General features: G+C 72.5%; 18 protein-coding genes. 11 read left to right on the forward strand and 7 right to left on the reverse strand.

Going from position 1 to position 16,162, the window contains the following annotated elements:
* Positions 1-3 precede the first annotated feature (3 nt).
* The 3 genes from E1J50_RS14755 to egtB form a co-directional block, all read right to left on the reverse strand.
* On the reverse strand, positions 4-3,474 hold the full coding sequence (locus E1J50_RS14755) for an SbcC/MukB-like Walker B domain-containing protein (protein WP_132254595.1): 3,471 nt from the start codon (positions 3,472-3,474) through the stop codon (positions 4-6).
* Positions 3,475-3,600: 126 nt separating this feature from the next.
* Positions 3,601-4,575 carry an L-histidine N(alpha)-methyltransferase gene (gene egtD, locus E1J50_RS14760; protein WP_132254596.1) on the reverse strand — a complete coding sequence of 325 codons (975 nt, stop codon included), beginning with the start codon at positions 4,573-4,575 and terminating at the stop codon, positions 3,601-3,603.
* 28 nt (positions 4,576-4,603) lie between these two features.
* Entirely contained in the window at positions 4,604-5,893 is a 1,290-nt protein-coding gene (gene egtB, locus E1J50_RS14765) for an ergothioneine biosynthesis protein EgtB (RefSeq protein WP_132254597.1), read from the reverse strand.
* Positions 5,894-6,176: 283 nt separating this feature from the next.
* On the opposite strand from egtB, the gene murI reads away from it, so the two are divergent.
* A complete protein-coding gene (gene murI, locus E1J50_RS14770) occupies positions 6,177-7,043 on the forward strand; it encodes a glutamate racemase (protein ID WP_132254598.1) in 867 nt (288 codons plus the stop codon).
* A gap of 7 nt (positions 7,044-7,050) precedes the next feature.
* On the opposite strand, the gene E1J50_RS14775 is transcribed toward murI, so the two are convergent.
* Entirely contained in the window at positions 7,051-7,284 is a 234-nt protein-coding gene (locus E1J50_RS14775; RefSeq protein WP_165937874.1) for a hypothetical protein, read from the reverse strand.
* Between the two features lie 319 nt (positions 7,285-7,603).
* Between E1J50_RS14775 and rpsD the strand changes: the two genes are divergently transcribed.
* Positions 7,604-8,221, forward strand: coding sequence for a 30S ribosomal protein S4 (rpsD, locus tag E1J50_RS14780; RefSeq protein WP_132254599.1), 618 nt, complete (start codon positions 7,604-7,606; stop codon positions 8,219-8,221).
* A 113-nt stretch (positions 8,222-8,334) separates the two neighbouring features.
* Here rpsD and E1J50_RS14785 read toward each other — a convergent pair whose 3' ends face one another.
* Positions 8,335-9,282 carry an ABC transporter ATP-binding protein gene (locus E1J50_RS14785; protein WP_132254600.1) on the reverse strand — a complete coding sequence of 316 codons (948 nt, stop codon included), beginning with the start codon at positions 9,280-9,282 and terminating at the stop codon, positions 8,335-8,337.
* 33 nt (positions 9,283-9,315) lie between these two features.
* The gene (locus E1J50_RS14790) at positions 9,316-9,582 is read right to left on the reverse strand and encodes a hypothetical protein (RefSeq protein ID WP_245516588.1); all 267 of its coding nucleotides are present in this window, start codon (positions 9,580-9,582) and stop codon (positions 9,316-9,318) included.
* Between the two features lie 144 nt (positions 9,583-9,726).
* Between E1J50_RS14790 and E1J50_RS14795 the strand changes: the two genes are divergently transcribed.
* The 9 genes from E1J50_RS14795 (at position 9,727) to E1J50_RS14835 (ending at position 15,624) form a co-directional block, all read left to right on the forward strand.
* The gene (locus E1J50_RS14795) at positions 9,727-10,086 is read left to right on the forward strand and encodes a DUF2293 domain-containing protein (protein WP_245516589.1); all 360 of its coding nucleotides are present in this window, start codon (positions 9,727-9,729) and stop codon (positions 10,084-10,086) included.
* 118 nt (positions 10,087-10,204) lie between these two features.
* Complete coding sequence (locus E1J50_RS14800; protein ID WP_132254603.1) at positions 10,205-10,414, forward strand: TOBE domain-containing protein; 210 nt, start codon at positions 10,205-10,207, stop codon at positions 10,412-10,414.
* Between the two features lie 4 nt (positions 10,415-10,418).
* Positions 10,419-10,943: a hypothetical protein gene (locus E1J50_RS14805; protein WP_132254604.1), complete on the forward strand. Its 525-nt coding sequence runs from the start codon at positions 10,419-10,421 to the stop codon at positions 10,941-10,943.
* A gap of 76 nt (positions 10,944-11,019) precedes the next feature.
* Positions 11,020-12,060, forward strand: coding sequence for a tRNA (adenosine(37)-N6)-threonylcarbamoyltransferase complex transferase subunit TsaD (gene tsaD, locus E1J50_RS14810; RefSeq protein ID WP_132254605.1), 1,041 nt, complete (start codon positions 11,020-11,022; stop codon positions 12,058-12,060).
* Positions 12,057-12,974 (forward strand): GNAT family N-acetyltransferase, encoded by a 918-nt coding sequence (locus tag E1J50_RS14815; RefSeq protein WP_132254606.1) that lies wholly within the window; start codon positions 12,057-12,059, stop codon positions 12,972-12,974. Before tsaD ends, E1J50_RS14815 begins: the two co-directional genes overlap by 4 nt.
* The gene (locus E1J50_RS14820; protein WP_132254607.1) at positions 12,971-13,975 is read left to right on the forward strand and encodes an NAD(P)H-dependent glycerol-3-phosphate dehydrogenase; all 1,005 of its coding nucleotides are present in this window, start codon (positions 12,971-12,973) and stop codon (positions 13,973-13,975) included. Before E1J50_RS14815 ends, E1J50_RS14820 begins: the two co-directional genes overlap by 4 nt.
* A complete protein-coding gene (locus E1J50_RS14825; RefSeq protein ID WP_132254608.1) occupies positions 13,972-14,433 on the forward strand; it encodes a hypothetical protein in 462 nt (153 codons plus the stop codon). The genes E1J50_RS14820 and E1J50_RS14825 overlap by 4 nt, the downstream gene beginning before the upstream one ends.
* A 77-nt stretch (positions 14,434-14,510) precedes the next feature.
* Complete coding sequence (locus E1J50_RS14830) at positions 14,511-14,927, forward strand: EVE domain-containing protein (RefSeq protein WP_132254609.1); 417 nt, start codon at positions 14,511-14,513, stop codon at positions 14,925-14,927.
* A gap of 82 nt (positions 14,928-15,009) precedes the next feature.
* Positions 15,010-15,624 (forward strand): ParB-like protein, encoded by a 615-nt coding sequence (locus tag E1J50_RS14835; protein ID WP_132254610.1) that lies wholly within the window; start codon positions 15,010-15,012, stop codon positions 15,622-15,624.
* Positions 15,625-15,630: 6 nt separating this feature from the next.
* On the opposite strand, the gene E1J50_RS14840 is transcribed toward E1J50_RS14835, so the two are convergent.
* A complete protein-coding gene (locus E1J50_RS14840) occupies positions 15,631-16,008 on the reverse strand; it encodes a PRC-barrel domain-containing protein (protein ID WP_132254611.1) in 378 nt (125 codons plus the stop codon).
* Between the last annotated feature and the right edge of the window lie 154 nt (positions 16,009-16,162).

Consider the following 16,162-nt stretch of genomic DNA (forward strand, 5'->3'; position numbering starts at 1 on the left):
GCCTCATTCCGCTGCGTCGCGCCCTTCGGAACCGTCGTGGAACCCTTCGATGCCGCGGCGCTCCGGGTTGATCGCGGCGAGCGCGCGCTTGGCCGCCTCCAGCGGGTGCTCCGATTCGATCCGCACCGAACGCAGATCCGGGCTCTTGTAGACCGTGACGATGGTGTCCATCACCTCGGTCAGCGTCGTGCGCTTGTCCTCGGGTGCCGCAATCAAGAGTTGCAGTCCCCAGGCGCGGTAGAGATCGACGAGGCCCTGCGAGTTGCGCACGTCGAGCTTCGAGAAAGCCTCGTCGAGGAGGCAGAGGCCGAGGCCCGGATTCTCGTCGCCCGGCCGGTCGCCGGGATAGTAGGCGCTGGCGAGCGAGGCGGCGATGGCGACGTAGAAGGGCGCCTGCGCCTCGCCGCCCGAGCCTCGCAGCGCCCGGCTCGACATGGTGGTGCGGTTGCCCGCCCGGTCGCGCATGCCGATCTCGTAGACGAAGTAATTGCGGTAATCGGCGAGCCGCGCCGCATCCTCCGAGCCCGCGATCAGATCCGAGATCTCCTGGAGGGCTGCCGCCATCGGCCCCTCGCCCGAGGCCGGGAGGAGCGCCTGGGCGGCGTCCGGCGAGCGCGCCACCTCGGTGGCCAACGCGTGCACGGCGGCGTAGCGGCGGTCGACGGTGGCCTCGAAGGCGTAGGTCTGGCCCGTGAAGGTCTGCGAGGAGAGACGCTCGTTGAGGGCGTCGAGGCGCGAGCGGACCCGCTCGAACTTGTCGGCGAGCCGCGTCAGCAGGTCCTCGGTCATCAGGCGCCGCATCTCGCCCTCCGCCCGCTCGGCCTGGGCGCGGTAGCGGCGCAATTCGTGGCCGGCCACGTCGTCGTGCTCGCGGCGCGCCCAATCGTAGCCGAAGGTCGCCGGGGCCTCGCCGCGCCCGGCGAGATCGCTGCGGCCGAGCGGATTCTCGATGCGCCACTGCGCGCAATACTCGGCGAGGTCGCGCTCCGCCGCCCGGCCGTGCGAGCGCGCGGATTCCGAAGCCTCCTTGGCCAGCGCCCGCTCGGCATTGGCCAGCGTCGTCACGGCCTTCGGGTCCAGCCCGCGCAGCTCGCCCCGCACCTCGGCCACCTCGGCGGGGTCGAGGGGTTGCGAGCGGGCGAGCCGGATGCGCTGCGCGTCCCCGACGCGCAGGCGGTGCATCGCGCCGCGGCGCGCCGCGAGGGCCGCGCGGGCCGCCTCCCGGGCGGAAGCGAGGCGCGCCTTGAGCTGCGCCTCCTCGCTCAGGAGCGCGTCGAGCTTCGGCTCCAGCACCTCGGCGAGTTCCCGCAGATAGGCGATGCGCTCGGCGGTGAGATCCTTGATCTCGGCGGCGAGCCCGTCCGTGTCGCGCTTCTCGATCGTCTCACGCTCGGTGGAGAGCGTGCGGCGGCGGCCCTCCAGCCCGTCCGCCTCCTCGCGCAGGGCGTCGACGTCGAGGCCCCCGCGGGTGATCCGCGCCCGGATCGCGGCCGCATTGCGCGCGGCCTCCCGCAGCACCACGGCCTCCTGGCGCAGGCGCCGCGCCTCCGTGACCGCGGCCTCGTGGCGGCGCCGGCTCTCCGGAGACGGCCCCCGCTCGCCGCGGGTCATCAGGAGATCGACGGAGCGCGTCACCGAGTAGGCCATGCCGGCGGTGGTGCGTCCGCTCGGGGCCACCGCCCGGCTCATGTGGCGGAGTTCGGCGTCGTTCGCCGCGAGGTCGTAGCCGCCGAGCCGAACCGCGAGGAACGCCTCCGCGTGTGGATCGCTCGTCTCGATCACCGAGAGCGCGCCCTCGTCGAAGCGGCGGGCCCGCTGCCGGGCCGTGTCCGTCGTCTTCACGAGAATGCAGCGGTGGTAGAGGTTTCGCTTGCCCTGGAGCACGCCGAGCGCGTCGTCCAGGCGCTCGGGCGCGACGATCAGAGCCTCGCGCGCACGGCCGAGCAGCGCCTCGAGGGCCGGTCCCCAGACCGGATCGACGATCTCGGCCAGTTCGCAGACCGGCACCGCGTCGATGCCGAGACGGGCGAGTTCGGCGCGGAACGCCACCGTGTCGGAGGAGAGCCGCGCCACCTGGGCGCCGCTCGCAGGGGGAGGCGCCGTGCGCTCGGCCTCCGCCTCCTTTGCGCGCGCCTGGAGGCCTGCATCCTCCGCCGCCCGGTCGAGGGCCTCGTCGAAGGAGTCGAGCCGCGCCAGCCCGTCGAGGAGGCCGGCGAGCGTGCCGTCGGCACGCAGCATCTCGTCGAGGGGCGCGTCCTTGCGCAGGCCGGAGCGGGCGCAGGCTTCGGCGAGGCGCGCGGCCTGGGGCGCGACCGGCCTTAGCGCGCCCGCGACCGGCATGAGCCGGCCCATCTGCTGGACGAGCCCGACGAGGTCGGCGACGCGGGCGGCGAGTTCGCGCCGGTCCCGCTCCAGCATGGCGAGCCCGGCATTGGCGGCGGCCAGATGACCCTGCGCGCCGCTGCCCGCGATCATCGCCTTGCGCTCGGCGATCTCCCCGTCGATCTCGCGCACGAAGCCCTGGCTGGAGCGCACGCTCTCCCGCGCGATGCGCAGCGCCTCGGCGCCCTCGCGCAGGCGCGTGCGGATCGCGACGCAATCGAGGCTGCGCCGCCGCAGGTCGGCGACGCTCGCGCGCGCTTCGTGGGTCGCGGCGGCGAGCACCGCGTCGCCCCAGGATTCGTAGCGGGCGACGAGCCGGGCAAGGCGCTGGAGCTTCGTCTCCAGCTCGCGGATCGTGTCGAGGAGCCGGCGCCAGTTCTCGACGGATTGGCGGATTCGGCCGACATCGAGGGGCTCGGGATCGAGCACGAAGGAGCGGACGAAGCCGCTCGAATCGAAGATCGGCTTGAAGGCGACGGCGTTCGAGAAGGTGCGCAGGAAATGGCGCGGATCGGGCACCGGCGCGCCCTCCCGCAGGCTCGCGAGCAGCTCGGCGGTGAAGCGCTCCCCGGAGGTACGGAACTCCTCGAACCGCTCGGCCCGTGCCCGGAGATCGGCCGCGATCTCGCTCCAGGGCGCGGTGAAGCTACCCTCGGGCGTCGTGCGCGCGTAATCCTCGATCTCGAAGCGGTGGCCGACGCAGACGAAGCGGGAGAGCACCTCCTCCTTCTGCTCCTCGGCGCGGGCCGCGAGCGCGAGGCCGACAGAGACGATGCGGCCCGTCACCTCGTTCTCGAAGACGAGGCAGAGCACCGTCTCGCAGGCTTCGCGGGTCGGGCGCCCGCCCTCGGCCGGGTCGCTGATCCAGCCGAGGCAGTAATCGCGCACGGTGCGGGCGCTGCGCCCGGAGGCGGAGGCAGTGAGGGCGAGCCGGCTCGCGTTGTTGCCCGCCAGCACGGTGCCGACCGCGTCGAAGATCGTCGACTTGCCCGCCCCCGTCGGACCGACGAGCGCAGAGGCGCCCCGGATCCGGATCTGCTCGCGCCGGATGAGGTACCAGTTGGAGAGGGCGATGTCGGTGAGAAGGTACAACCGGTTCGTCTGCCTGAGGGCGGCGCAGGGTCGAGGTGCGACCAGTTGGCCGTAAGTTCCCGGCGAGACAAGGGCAGCGGAAACACGGGTGGGGAAGAACCGGGGCCGGCGCCCCGGTCGGCGCGATCAGACCCGCTCCAGCGCGTGGACCGAGAACAGTGCCTGCGGGTCGGTCCAGACGGCGCCGGGGGCCCAGCCTGCCGAGGCCGCGAGGGCGCGGAAGCCCGGGACCGTGTACTTGTAGCTGTTCTCGGTGTGGATCGTCTCGCCGTCCGCGAAGCGGAACGGCAGGCCGCCGACGCGCACCGTCTGCGCCCGCGTGCTGACGAGATGCATCTCGATGCGCGATTCCGCCTCGTTGAACAGCGCGCGGTGCACGAAGCCGTCCGCCGCGAAATCGCCGCCGAGCTCGCGGTTGATGCGGGTCAGCAGGTTGAGGTTGAAGGCGGCCGTCACCCCGGCCGCGTCGTCGTAGGCCGCCTCCAGGACCGCCCTGTCCTTCACGAGATCGACGCCGACGATCAGGCGCGCACCGGAGCCGAGGATCTCCCCGAACTGGGCGAGGAGGCGGCGTGCCTCGGCAGGCTCGAAATTGCCGATGGTCGAGCCCGGGAAGAAGCCGGCGACATCTCCGCCGCTAAGGCCGTCCGGCAGGGCGAAGGGCCTCGTGAAGTCGGCCGCCACAGGCTCGATCCTCAACGACGGATGATCGGCCCGCAGGACGTCCGCCTCGCTGCGCAGGAAGCTCTCCGAGACGTCGACGGGCACGTAGGCCCCGAGATCCGGCAGGTGCCGCAGCAGGCGCCGCACCTTGACGGTCGAGCCGCTGCCGAACTCCACCAGGGTCGCCGAGCGGGGGAGCAAGGCGGCGATCTCAGGCCCCGCCGCGTCGAGGATGCCGAGCTCGGTGCGGGTCGGGTAATATTCCGGCAACCGGGTGATCGCCTCGAACAGGTCGGAGCCCGCCGCGTCGTAGAAATACTTGGCGGGCAGGGATTTCCGGGACGCCGAGAACCCCGCGACGACGTCGTCGAGGAAGGTCTGGTCGTCCGGCAAGGGGCCGATCGGGGTCGCGTCCGCGAAGACGGGCTTGATGGTCACGGGCTCTCTCCGAGGCGCGAGGCGGGCGTCAGGCGGCGCTCTGCGCGAGGCGCAGGCCGGTGAATTGCCAGCGCTGATGGGGGTAAAAGAAGTTGCGGTAGGGCAGGCGCGCGTGGCCGGCGGGCGTCGCGACGGAGGAACCGCGCAGCACGAACTGGTTCGACATGAACTTGCCGTTGTACTCGCCGAGCGCTCCCGGCAGCGGCCGGTAGCCGGGATAGGCGCTGTAGGCGCTGCGGGTCCATTGCCAGACGAGGCCGAAGGCATCGGCGAGGGCGCCCTCGCGGGCGGCCACCTCCCACTCCGCCTCGGTCGGCAGGTCGCGCCCCGCCCAGCGGGCGTAGGCGTCGGCCTCGTAGTAGCTGATATGGGTGACCGGCAGATCGGGATCGACCGGCTTCATCCCGGCGAGCGTCATGGTGAGCCAGGCCGCGCCCTCGCGCCGCCAGTAGCCCGGCGCCTCCCAGCCGTCCGTCTGGGCCGCGATCCAGCCGTCCGAGAGCCAGAATTCGGGCCGGGCGTAGCCGCCATCCGCCATGAAGGCGAGCCACTCGGCGTTCGTGACGAGGGCCCGGTCGACCGTGCAGGGCAGGATCAGCACGTCGTGGCGGGGCGATTCGTTGTCGAAGGAGAAGCCCGCGCCCTCGTGACCGATCCGGGTCACGCCGCCCGGCAGCGCGACGCCGCCCCCCGCGGCCCGGGGCCGGGGAAAGCGCCAGGCCGGATCGTAGGCCGGCGCGAGCGGGTTCTGCGCGAAGGCGTGCAGGATGTCGGTGAGCAGAAGCTCTTGGTGCTGCTGCTCGTGGTAGAGCCCGATCTCGAGGATCGGCAGGACCGAATCCAGGACCTGCGCCGAGGCTCCGGCGACGAGCGCCTCGACGGCCGCGTCCACATAAGCTCGGTAGGCGGCGGTCTCCTCCGCGGTGGGGCGCGTGATCAGTCCGCGGCTGATGCGCGGCTGACGGGGGCCCGCGGCCACGTAGTAGGAATTGAACAGGTAGTGCAGCCGCTCGTCGAAGATGCGGTAGCCGGGGCTGTGATCGCGCAGAAGGAACTGCTCGAAGAACCAAGTCGTGTGGGCGCGGTGCCACTTGGTCGGGCTCGCGTCGGCCATGGACTGGATCTGCTGGTCCTCCGACGAGAGGGGCGCCGCGCGCCGCTCCGTCTCGCCGCGGACATGGCGGTACGCCGCGATCCAGGCGTCCCGGTCGACGGGGCGCGCCGTCACCGGTGGCGGCGGAAAGGCGGGGGCCTCAGCGGTCCGCTCGCGCTCTGCCGCGGTGCTCTTTGCCAGGGTGGCTGCCGAGGTCGCTGCCATGCCGATATTCCCTCACTCGCGGACGAAGGAGAATTCCGTCCTCGGAAACGCGTCCGGTCCGAGCAGATATGTGTCGTTGGCTGTTCGGCAACGCTCGGCAACCTCGGCCGGTTCGTCGCAGCCTGGCCGCAGCGTGCGCCCGCGGACATTTTCCGTGGGCCGCGGTCCGCAAAGTTACGAACAGGCAGCCGCGCCGGCCGGCCTTTTTCAGGCCTCAGTGAGGTGGCCTTAACCCTCCCCCACCGACACTCGGCCCGATTGCATGGTGCCGGGCGCGTTTCAGATGCGGATCGATCTCATGGCCGGGGCCACCCTCTCCGCGGCAGCGCTCCACCCGGCGCCGCAGCCCGTGATCCTCGTGTTCGATTCCGGACTCGGCGGATTGACGGTGCTGGAGCAGGTGCGGCGCGCCCGCCCCGACGCGCGCTACGTCTACGCCGCGGACGACGCCGCCTTCCCCTATGGCCGCCTGGCGGAAGGCGTCCTCGTCGCCCGCGTGCTCGCCGTGATGGAGCGGCTCCTCGACCGGCACCGGCCGGATCTCGTGGTGATCGCCTGCAACACCGCCTCGACCCTTGTCCTGCCGGCGCTCCGCCAGCGCTTCGCGACGCCCTTCGTCGGCGTGGTGCCGCCGATCAAGCCCGCCGCGGAGACGACGCGCTCGCGCCTCGTCACCCTGCTCGCCACCCCCGGCACGGTGGCGCGCGCCTACACGCACGACCTGATCCGAACCTATGCGGGTGCCTGCCGGGTGAGCCTCGTCGGATCGCCGAACCTCGCGAACTACGCCGAAGCGGAGCTTGCCGGCGCGCCCGTGGACGACGCGGCGCTCGATGCCGAGATCGCGCCCTGCTTCGTCACGGACGAGACGGGCGCGCGCACCGATGTCGTCTGCCTCGCCTGCACCCATTACCCGCTGCTGCTCGCCCGGTTCGAGCGGCTCGCCCCCTGGCCCGTGACCTGGATCGATCCGGCGCCGGCCATCGCGCGGCGCGTGACCCAGCTCCTCGGGCCCGGCGAGCGGGGCGAGGCCCCCGTGCTCGGAGCCTTCACGGGCGGTGCGGGCCTCGGGGCGGCGTTGCGCGCCTCGCTCGCCCGCCGCGGCCTGCACGAGGTCGACGTCGAGGCGATGCCGCTCACCCTCCAGTAGGGCGCGCCTACCAGCGCATGTTCCGGAACCGGCAGGTGCGCCCCATATCCTGATAGCCCGCGGGGCAGCGGCGGACGCAGGTGCCGGCGGCGTATTTGAGCGGCGGCCGGCAGGTGTTCCGGAAGCGCTGCTCCCCGAACAGGTAGGATTGCGCCGGGCCCGCGGCGGCCGGCTGCGGGACGCCGGCCGGAAGCGCCGCCGTGAGGGCGATCAGGGCGGCACAGGCGAGGCGAAGCGACATCGGATCGGTCCTGGGTTCTGCCCGGTCGGCGGGCCGTACCTCACAACGCGCGTGGCGGCGGATGGCTCGCGGGCGCCGCGGACAGGCAGGCGTCGACCTGCAGGCGTCGACCTGCAAGCGTTGACCTGCAAGCGTTCACCTGCAAGCGTTGACCTCGCGGCCCGTCTGAACTATGGACGCGCTGCTCGCGGGGCTCCGATCAGGGGCCCCGTGGCTTTTTCACACGCACCCGTGGGCGGCCTCAACCCCGCCCTGTCGTCCGCCTCTGGGTGGAAGAGGAGGGCGCGTTCCTCGTAAGTGATTGTCGAGAGGATACGCGATGTCGAAGCGCGTTCAGGCGAAGCACAAGCTCGATCGCCGCATGGGCCAGAACATCTGGGGCCGCCCGAAGAGCCCCGTGAACCGCCGCGAGTACGGCCCGGGCCAGCATGGCCAGCGCCGCAAGGGCAAGATGAGCGACTTCGGCACGCAGCTGCGCGCCAAGCAGAAGCTCAAGGGCTATTACGGCAACATCACCGAGAAGCAGTTCCGCCGCTACTACGCCGAGGCGATCCGCCTGCGCGGCGACTCGGGCGAGAACCTGGTCGGCCTGCTGGAGCGCCGCCTCGACGCGGTTGTGTACCGCGCGAAGTTCGTCGCGACGCCGTTCGCCGCGCGCCAGTTCGTCAACCACGGCCATGTCAAGGTCAACGGCCGCCGCGTGAACATCCCGAGCTTCCTCGTGAAGCCCGGCGACGTGATCGAGGTGAAGGAGGCGTCCCGCCAGCTCGAGATCGTGGTCGTCGCGAGCCAGCTCGCCGAGCGCGACGTGCCGGACTACATCGAGGTCGACCACCAGAAGATGACCGCACGCGTCACCCGCGTGCCGGGCCTCTCCGAGGTGCCCTACCCGGTGCAGATGGAGCCGAACCTCGTCATCGAGTTCTACTCCCGCTGATCGTCCGCAAGGACCTGCGTTTTCGAGAGGGCCGTCCCGCCGGGGCGGCCCTTTCTCGTTGGGTCCTGCCGCCTGGCCGCCCGAACGGCCTCACCGGAATGCGATGACGTCGCTCACCCGGCGGGATCCTCCACCGCGGCAGCCGCCCGGATGGCTTCGAGAGTCAGGATTGCGGGCTCAGCGCCTCCTGTCACGCGGGCGCGGTCTGTGCCCTCCGCCAGCATCAGGGCGAGCGCGTCGCGCAGCGACATCTCCGGAGGGATCCCGGGACCGGAGGCGTCGGGCGCGGGCCGCGCCACGTCGCCCGCCCTCAGCAGCGCGAGGCGGCGCAGGGCCCTGTCCCGCCCCACGAAGGCCGCGACGAACGGATCGGCGGGTGCGGCGAGGAGTTCGGCGGGCGCATCGGCCTGCAGGAGGCGCCCGTCCCGCATCACAGCGACGAGATCGCCCATCCGCATCGCCTCGTCGATGTCGTGGGTCACGAGGATGACGGTCTTGGCGAGCCGCTTCAGGATCGCCCCGATCTCCTCCTGCAGCCGGGCCCGGGCGACCGGGTCGACGGCGCCGAAGGGCTCGTCCATCAGGAGCACGGGCGGGTCGGCGGCAAGCGCGCGGGCGACGCCGACCCGCTGGCGCTGGCCGCCCGAGAGGGAGGCGGGCCGCCGGTCACGGTAGAGGGCGGGATCGAGACCGACGAGATCGAGCATCGCGTCGACGCGCTCGGCGATCCGCTTGGCCGGCCAGCCGAGCAGTTCCGGAACGGTCGCGACATTGCGCCCGACGCTGTAATGGGGAAACAGGCCGACGCCCTGCAGCACGTAGCCGATGCGGCGGCGCAGCGCGATCGGATCCGCAGCCCGGATGTCGGAGCCGCCCACCGCGATCCGCCCGGAATCGGGCTCGATCAGCCGGTTGACCATGCGCAGCGTCGTGGACTTGCCGCAGCCCGAGGGGCCGATCAGAACGCAGGTCCGGCCTTCGGGAACGGTGAGGTCGAGGTGGTCGACGGCCAGGCCGGGCGCGCCGGGAAAGCGCTTGCTCACAGCCTCGAAACGGATCATGCGCGCCTCGCCCCGATGCGCGACGAGCGGCGCTCAGCAGCCCCGGCAGATCGAGCCCATCGTGGTGCGCATCTTGGTGTCCCAGGCGCGATCGCGGGCGGCGGCGGCCTTCTCGGCCTTGGCCATCTCGCCGCGGATGGCGGGGCTGAGGCTCGCGCTGGCGCCGGCCGCGCCGGGAGGTTTGGTCACGCCCGCGGTGGTGACGTTGCGGCTCCGCGCGGCTGTGCCCTTGTCCGAGGGTTGGGCGAGAGCGGGGAGGGAGACGACGGTGATGAGGGCGGCAGCCAGGAGACGGCGCATGGGCATCCTTGCCTCGCGATGGAACGGGCCGCCACGACGTGCGAGCGTCGGCGGCGGACGCGCGGGTGCGATAGCATGGGGGCTGACAGGAATTATGGCGCAGCAGAACGGGCTGTGCGAGCCCGCACGAAGCGGGAGCAGGGCGTGACGGCCGCCGGGCCCGCGGGCGTGCCCCGCAACCGGCGCGAGGTCCTCGACGAGGCGCTGACCCGCCTCGCGCCGCGCCTGCCCGGCTTCGAGCATGAGGCGGTCCTCGACCGGGCGCTGGCGAGCCCGGGCCTGCGGAACGCCGCCCCCCCGACGGCCGCGCGCCTCGCGCTGATCGCCTATGCCCGCCATGTCTTCACGGATTACGACGACCTGCTCAAGGAGGGCTACGATCGCGACAGCGCCCGGCATTTCGTCCTCGACGACCTCAACGAGACGCTCCTCGGCTGGGGGGCGGCACCGATCCCGGAGGACGAGCCCGACGAGGTGGGCGGAGACGGTGGGACCGCGCCCTGACCAGGACAACGCTCTGACCCAAGACCGCGCGCCCGGGCGGGGGTTCAGGGTGGCGACGCTCGTGTATAGGACGGGCGGGCGCGACCCGCGCCGGCTTGGAGAGACCCGGAGTCCACCGATGAAGATCAGCGCCCGCAACGTCCTCAAGGGCACCGTCGTCTCCGTCGAGAAAGGGGCCACCACCGCCCACGTCAAGATCGAGGTCGCGCCCGGCCAGGTCGTCACCGCCGCGATCACCAATGAATCGGTCGACGCCCTCAAGCTGACGAACGGCGCACAGGCCTACGCCGTCGTGAAGGCGTCCGACGTCATGGTGGCGGTGGACTGAGGCGATGCGCAAAGCCGCGCTCGGCCTCGCCCTCCTCGCCTTCGCCTGCGGAGGCGCACGGGCGCAGGATGCCGCCCCGGCCGCGATCCCGCCGGCCTGCACGGCCTTCGGTTGGTCGCTGATGCGCGAGCTCGCATGGTTCTCCGCGCCGAGCCTCGGCGAACTCGCCTCGGGCGCCACCGTCGCGCCCGACATGCCCGGCGCCGTCCTGAAGCTGCGGCCCGACGCGGAGGTGGCCTTCCCGGTGCCGCCCTCCAAGGAGCCCGCTCCGGGCTCCTACGGGGGCATCCTGCGCTTTCCCGCGCTCACGACACCGGGGCTCTACCAAGTGACCCTGTCGGAGGATGCCTGGATCGACGTGAGCCAGGACGGCCGGACCACGCGTCCGCCGACCGCCTTCACGGTGAAGCGCGACTGCCCGACGATCCGCAAGAGCGTGCGCTACCAGTTCGGCACGACACCGATCCTCATCGAGGTCAGCGGCGCGAAGCGGGACACGATCAAGATCGCCATCGCGCCCGCGGAGTGACGGACGCGCGTTCGTCCGTTGCCCCTGCCCGGCCCGGCCGGGTAGGGTGCGGATCCCCCACCGGACCAGCGACAGCATGAACGTCCTCGGCATCGAGACCACCTGCGACGAGACCGCGGCCGCCATCGTCGCCCCCGGCGAGGACGGGCGCGGCCTGATCCGCGCAAACGAGGTCCTGAGCCAGATCGCCGAGCACGCGGCCTATGGCGGCGTCGTGCCCGAGATCGCGGCGCGCGCCCATGTGGAGGTGCTCGACCGTCTCATCGCCCGCGCCCTCGACGCTGCCGGCATGCGCCTCTCCGACATCGACGGGATCGCGGTCGCGGCGGGGCCCGGCCTGATCGGGGGCGTGCTGGTCGGGCTCGTCACCGCCAAGACGCTCTCGCTCGTCGCCCGCAAGCCGCTGCTGGCGGTCAACCATCTCGAGGCTCACGCTCTGACGGCGCGTCTGACCGACGGGCTGGCCTTCCCCTATCTCCTGCTGCTGGCCTCCGGCGGCCACACCCAGCTCGTCGCCGTGAAGGGCGTCGGCGACTACGTGCGCCTGGGCACCACCATCGACGACGCCATCGGCGAGGCTTTCGACAAGGTCGCCAAGCTCCTCGGCCTCGGCTATCCCGGCGGGCCCGAGGTCGAGCGCATGGCGGAGGGTGGCGACCCGGAGCGGTTCGCCCTGCCGCGGCCGATGCTCGGACGGCGCGAGGCAAACTTCTCCCTGTCCGGCCTCAAGACCGCCCTGCGCATTGAGGCGGAGCGGATCGCGCCCCTGGCCGAGCGCGATGTCGCCGATCTCTGCGCGAGCTTCCAGGCGGCGATCGTCGACGTGGTGGTGGACCGGCTGCGGGTGGGCCTGCGCACCTTCGCGGACGTCGCCGGCCACCCGACCGCCCTCGTGGCGGCGGGCGGCGTCTCGGCGAACGGGGCGATCCGGCGGGCGCTCGCGGCGCAGGCTGGCGAAGCGGGCTTGAGCTTCGTCGCCCCCCCGCTGAACCTGTGCGGCGACAACGGCGCCATGATCGCCTGGGCGGGCCTGGAGCGGCTGCGCCTCGGCCTCGTGGACGACCTCACGGCGCCGGCCCGCGCCCGCTGGCCCTTCGCCGAGCCGAAGGCGGCGTGACGGCACCGGACCGCCCGCGCAGAGCCGGCCCCGCGACAGACGCGCAGGCGCGCTGGCGCGATCTCGTCGACCGGCGCCTGCCGGAGGCGGCGCGTGCGCGTCCCGACTGGCCGGTGCGCCTCGACCATTGCTTCGCGCGCATCCTCCTCGACAATGCCTGCGGCGGCCCCTGGCGCGAGCGCGTCGCTCCCCCGGCCTGGGCGAACATGCCGCCCGAACGGCTCGCCGCGGCGGCGGATCTCGGCGAGGCGGTGCTCGCCGGCCGCGCCGACCTCGCCCTCCTCAACCGGCGCTCCCTCGGCTGGCGCGGCAAGGGCAAGGCGCCGGCCGTTCCCGACGCGCTGCGGGAGGGCGGCCTGACCCTGCGGCGCTGGCGCCGGGCCGACGATGCCCCGTTCGCCGCGCTGAACGCCGACCCGGAGGTGATGCGCCACTTTCCCGCGACGAAGACGCCCGCCGAGAGCCTGTGGGAGGCGCGCAGCCTTGACCGCCGCTTCGAGGCGGACGGCTTCGGCCCCTGGGCGCTGGAACTGCCGGGCGAGCCTTTTCTCGGCTTCGTCGGCGCGATGCGCCTCGTGCGGCCGCTGCCCTTTGCCGGCGGCGAGCGGCCGGGCGCCTGCGTCGAGATCGGCTGGCGCCTCGCCCGGGCGGGCTGGGGCCGCGGGCTCGCCACCCGCGCCGCACGCCTCGCGCTCGGCGACCTCTTCGGCCGCTGCGGGATCGGGGATGTCCTCGCCTTCACGGCCGCCGGCAACGCGGCCTCGCGGCGGGTGATGGAACGCCTCGGCATGCATCGGGGCGTGGCCGAGGATTTCGACCATCCGGCCCTGCCCGAGGGGAACCCCTTGCGCCGGCACGTGCTGTATCGTCTCTCGGCGGCGGAGTTTCGCGCCGCGAACGGAGCCGCCGCATGACGAGATCGGACACGCGCCCCATCGCGGTCGTCGGCGGCGGCGCCTGGGGCACGGCGCTCGCCAATGCCGCGGCCGCGGCGGGCCACCCCGTTACGCTCTGGCTGCGCGATGCCGAGGCCGCCGCGCGGCTGCAGGAGACGCGCGAGAATGCCCGCTACCTGCCGGGCGTGCCCCTCCATGCCGGCATCGCGGCGACCGACCGGCCCGAGGCCCTCGCGGGCGCGGCCGCCCTTCTCTTGGTCACGCCCGCCCAGACCATGCGGGGGGTTCTCGGGCAGCTCGGCCCCCATTTCGCGGCCGGCGCGCCCGTCGTGCTCTGCGCCAAGGGCATCGAGCGCGGCACCGACGCCTTCATGAGCGGGGTGGCGGGCGAGGTGCTCGGCGCGGGCACGCCCGTCGCCGTGCTGTCCGGGCCGAGCTTCGCGGCCGACGTCGCCCGCAACCTGCCGACCGCCGTCACCCTCGCCGCTGCGGACGGGACGCTCGCGGCCGACCTCGCCCGGACGCTCTCGGGCCCCACCTTGCGCCTCTACCACACGGACGACGTGCGCGGCGTGGAGGTGGGGGGCGCCGGCAAGAACGTGCTCGCCATCGCGTCGGGCATCGTGGCCGGCCGCGGCCTCGGCGAGAGCGCCCGCGCGGCCCTCATCGCCCGGGCCTTCGCCGAGTTGATGCGCTTCGCCCGGGCCTATGGGGGCCGCCCGGAAACGCTGATGGGCCTGTCGGGACTCGGCGATCTGGTCCTCACCGCCTCCTCGCCCCAATCGCGCAACTTCGCCTTCGGCCAGCGCCTCGGCGAGGGCGCGAGCCCACAGGCCGCCTCCGGCGGCAAGCTTGCCGAGGGTGCCTTCACGGCCGCGGCCCTGGTGGCGCTCGCCCGCGCCCGCGAGGTCGAGATGCCGGTGGCCGAGTCGGTCGCCGCCATCGTCTCGGGCGAGGCCAGCGTCGAGGCGGTGATCACTCGTCTCCTCGCCCGCCCGCTCAAGGGAGAATCCGAGTGAGCGCGGGGCCCATCCACGCCTTCCTCGCCGGCTCCGGGCGCGACGGAGCGGGCCGGCGGCTTGCCGACGTGCTCGCCTTCGACGATGCCCGCATCGAGGGCGTCCACGACTTCATCCAGTGGTGCTTTCCCCTCCCGGAGGCGAGCCGCGCGGTGCCCGGCGCTCCCGTCCTCACCCCGGCCGAGGCGGCAGCGATCCGCGCCGACCCGGCGGCGCAGGAGGGGCTTCGTGCGGCCCAGGCGCGGATGCGCCGCTTCTACGCCGGGACGGATGCGTGGCTGCGCGCCTTCGACCACAATCACCTGCGCATCACCCGTATCCTGACGGCCCTGCGCGACCTGCTCTCGCCGCAGGAGGCGGAAGCCTTCCACGCCTTCGTGACGGAGCGGAACGTCGCGGCCGGCTCGCCCGTGAATCCCGACAGCCTGCGCTACTGGACGGCCGCGCTGCGCGCGTGAGGCATCCTCGTCAGGCACCCCTGTCAGGCTTGGCCGAAAGCCTGTAAGCACGCGCCGTTCTGTCCCGGGGGACCTCCATGGCGCACTGGCTCTTCAAGTCCGAACCTGCGACTTGGTCCTGGGACCAGCAGGTCGCGGCGGGAGAGGCCGGCACCTACTGGAACGGCGTGCGCAACCACCTCGCCAAGCTGCAGATGATGGCGATGGAGGTCGGTCAGCAGGGCTTCTTCTACCACTCGAACGAGGGCAAGGCGGTGGTCGGCATCGTCGAGGTGATCCGGCCCTACTATCCGGACCACACCGACGAGAGCGGCCGCTTCGGCATGGTCGACGTCCGCGCCGTCGAGGCGATGCCACGCCCCGTCACCCTCGACGCCATCAAGGCGGAACCGGGATTGCGGGAGATGGTCCTCGTCAACAACTCGCGCCTCTCGGTCCAGCCGGTGACCGAGGCCGAGTGGCGGCTCGTGCGCGCGATGGGCGGGCTCGCCTGAACACGCAAGCGTGACCGCCAGCCACTTCCGTCGAGGCGCGGGCGGGTGTTTCTGAGAGCCGCAACCAGCCGGAGTGCCCCGCATGGCGATCCGCGAACCGATCCTCAAGCCCGTCCCGATCGCGGAGCTGCGCCCCACGCAGATGACGGTCGGCTACCGGGAGGTCGAGGAGAAGCGCCGCCGCTGGCGCGAGCACGACGCGGGCGAGAGGGCCGCATTCCTGGGAGCCCACATGATCCCGACGCTGCTCGGGCCGAAGAAGCGTCACTACGTCATCGATCACCACCATCTCGGCCGCGCCCTGCAGCTCGAAGGCGTCGAGACCGTGCTCGTCACCGTGGTGGCCGACCTGCACAAGCTCGACAAGGACGCCTTCTGGACAGTCTGCGATCATCGGGCCTGGGCGCATCCCTACGACGCGCAAGGCGTGCGGGCCGGATTCCGGGACATCCCGAAGGCGGTGTCGGACCTCGCCGACGACCCCTATCGCAGCCTCGCTGGGGAGCTACGCCGCGCCGGGGGCTTCGCCAAGGACACGACGCCCTTCAGCGAGTTCCTGTGGGCGGACTTCCTGCGCCGTCGCGTCAAGGCGAAGCGCATCGAGACCGACTTCTCGGCGGCCCTTGAGGAGGCGATGGCCCTCGCAAAATCGCCGGAGGCCGGCTACCTGCCGGGCTGGTGCGGCCCGGTCACGTAGGCGGCCTCAGACGCCCCAGTAGGGAGCGGCGTTGTAGTGGCGGTGAACGCGCTCCTCCCAATCCCGGTCCTCGGCCGGGTCGGTCCCTTCGGGGGTGCGGGTGGGCGCGTCGCGGAGCTGATCCTCGGAGAGATCGACGACGTAGGCGTCGAAGTCCGGGACGAAGCGAAGAACGCTCCAGGGCAGGGTGTGATAGCCCCCGCCGAGACCGAGGAAGCCGCCGAAGCTCATCACCGCGTAGGCGACGCGCCCCGAGGCCTTGTCGAGCATCAGGCGCTCGATTCGGCCGACGCGCTCGCCGTCCGGCCGCCGCACGTCCGTGCCGATCACCCGGTCGCTGGCGATGAGACTGCGCGAACCCCCATCAGAGATTGTATCGCTCACGGTCTATTCCTCTCGGTTGAAGGCGCCCGAAAAACGCCCCGTGCCGCGGCGACGTTCCGGCGCGCTTCCCAGCCCCTCGACGCGGGGGCGCCCGACCGGATAGCTTGCCGCCCATGCTCAAACAGCCGCGCTTGTCCCGCTCCGCCATCGCCCT

The sequence above is a fragment of the Methylobacterium segetis genome (assembly GCF_004348265.1).
Lineage (GTDB): Bacteria > Pseudomonadota > Alphaproteobacteria > Rhizobiales > Beijerinckiaceae > Methylobacterium > Methylobacterium segetis.

Bases quoted from the DNA above. Each gene is read 5' to 3' on its own strand.
- egtB (WP_132254597.1), bottom strand. From the start codon at position 5,893: ATGGCAGCGACCTCGGCAGCCACCCTGGCAAAGAGCACCGCGGCAGAG.
- rpsD (WP_132254599.1), top strand. From the start codon at position 7,604: ATGTCGAAGCGCGTTCAGGCGAAGCACAAGCTCGATCGCCGCATGGGC.
- E1J50_RS14805 (WP_132254604.1), top strand. From the start codon at position 10,419: ATGCGCAAAGCCGCGCTCGGCCTCGCCCTCCTCGCCTTCGCCTGCGGA.
- E1J50_RS14830 (WP_132254609.1), top strand. From the start codon at position 14,511: ATGGCGCACTGGCTCTTCAAGTCCGAACCTGCGACTTGGTCCTGGGAC.
- E1J50_RS14775 (WP_165937874.1), bottom strand. From the start codon at position 7,284: ATGTCGCTTCGCCTCGCCTGTGCCGCCCTGATCGCCCTCACGGCGGCG.
- E1J50_RS14790 (WP_245516588.1), bottom strand. From the start codon at position 9,582: ATGCGCCGTCTCCTGGCTGCCGCCCTCATCACCGTCGTCTCCCTCCCC.
- tsaD (WP_132254605.1), top strand. From the start codon at position 11,020: ATGAACGTCCTCGGCATCGAGACCACCTGCGACGAGACCGCGGCCGCC.
- murI (WP_132254598.1), top strand. From the start codon at position 6,177: ATGCGGATCGATCTCATGGCCGGGGCCACCCTCTCCGCGGCAGCGCTC.
- E1J50_RS14820 (WP_132254607.1), top strand. From the start codon at position 12,971: ATGACGAGATCGGACACGCGCCCCATCGCGGTCGTCGGCGGCGGCGCC.
- E1J50_RS14785 (WP_132254600.1), bottom strand. From the start codon at position 9,282: ATGATCCGTTTCGAGGCTGTGAGCAAGCGCTTTCCCGGCGCGCCCGGC.
- E1J50_RS14800 (WP_132254603.1), top strand. From the start codon at position 10,205: ATGAAGATCAGCGCCCGCAACGTCCTCAAGGGCACCGTCGTCTCCGTC.
- E1J50_RS14835 (WP_132254610.1), top strand. From the start codon at position 15,010: ATGGCGATCCGCGAACCGATCCTCAAGCCCGTCCCGATCGCGGAGCTG.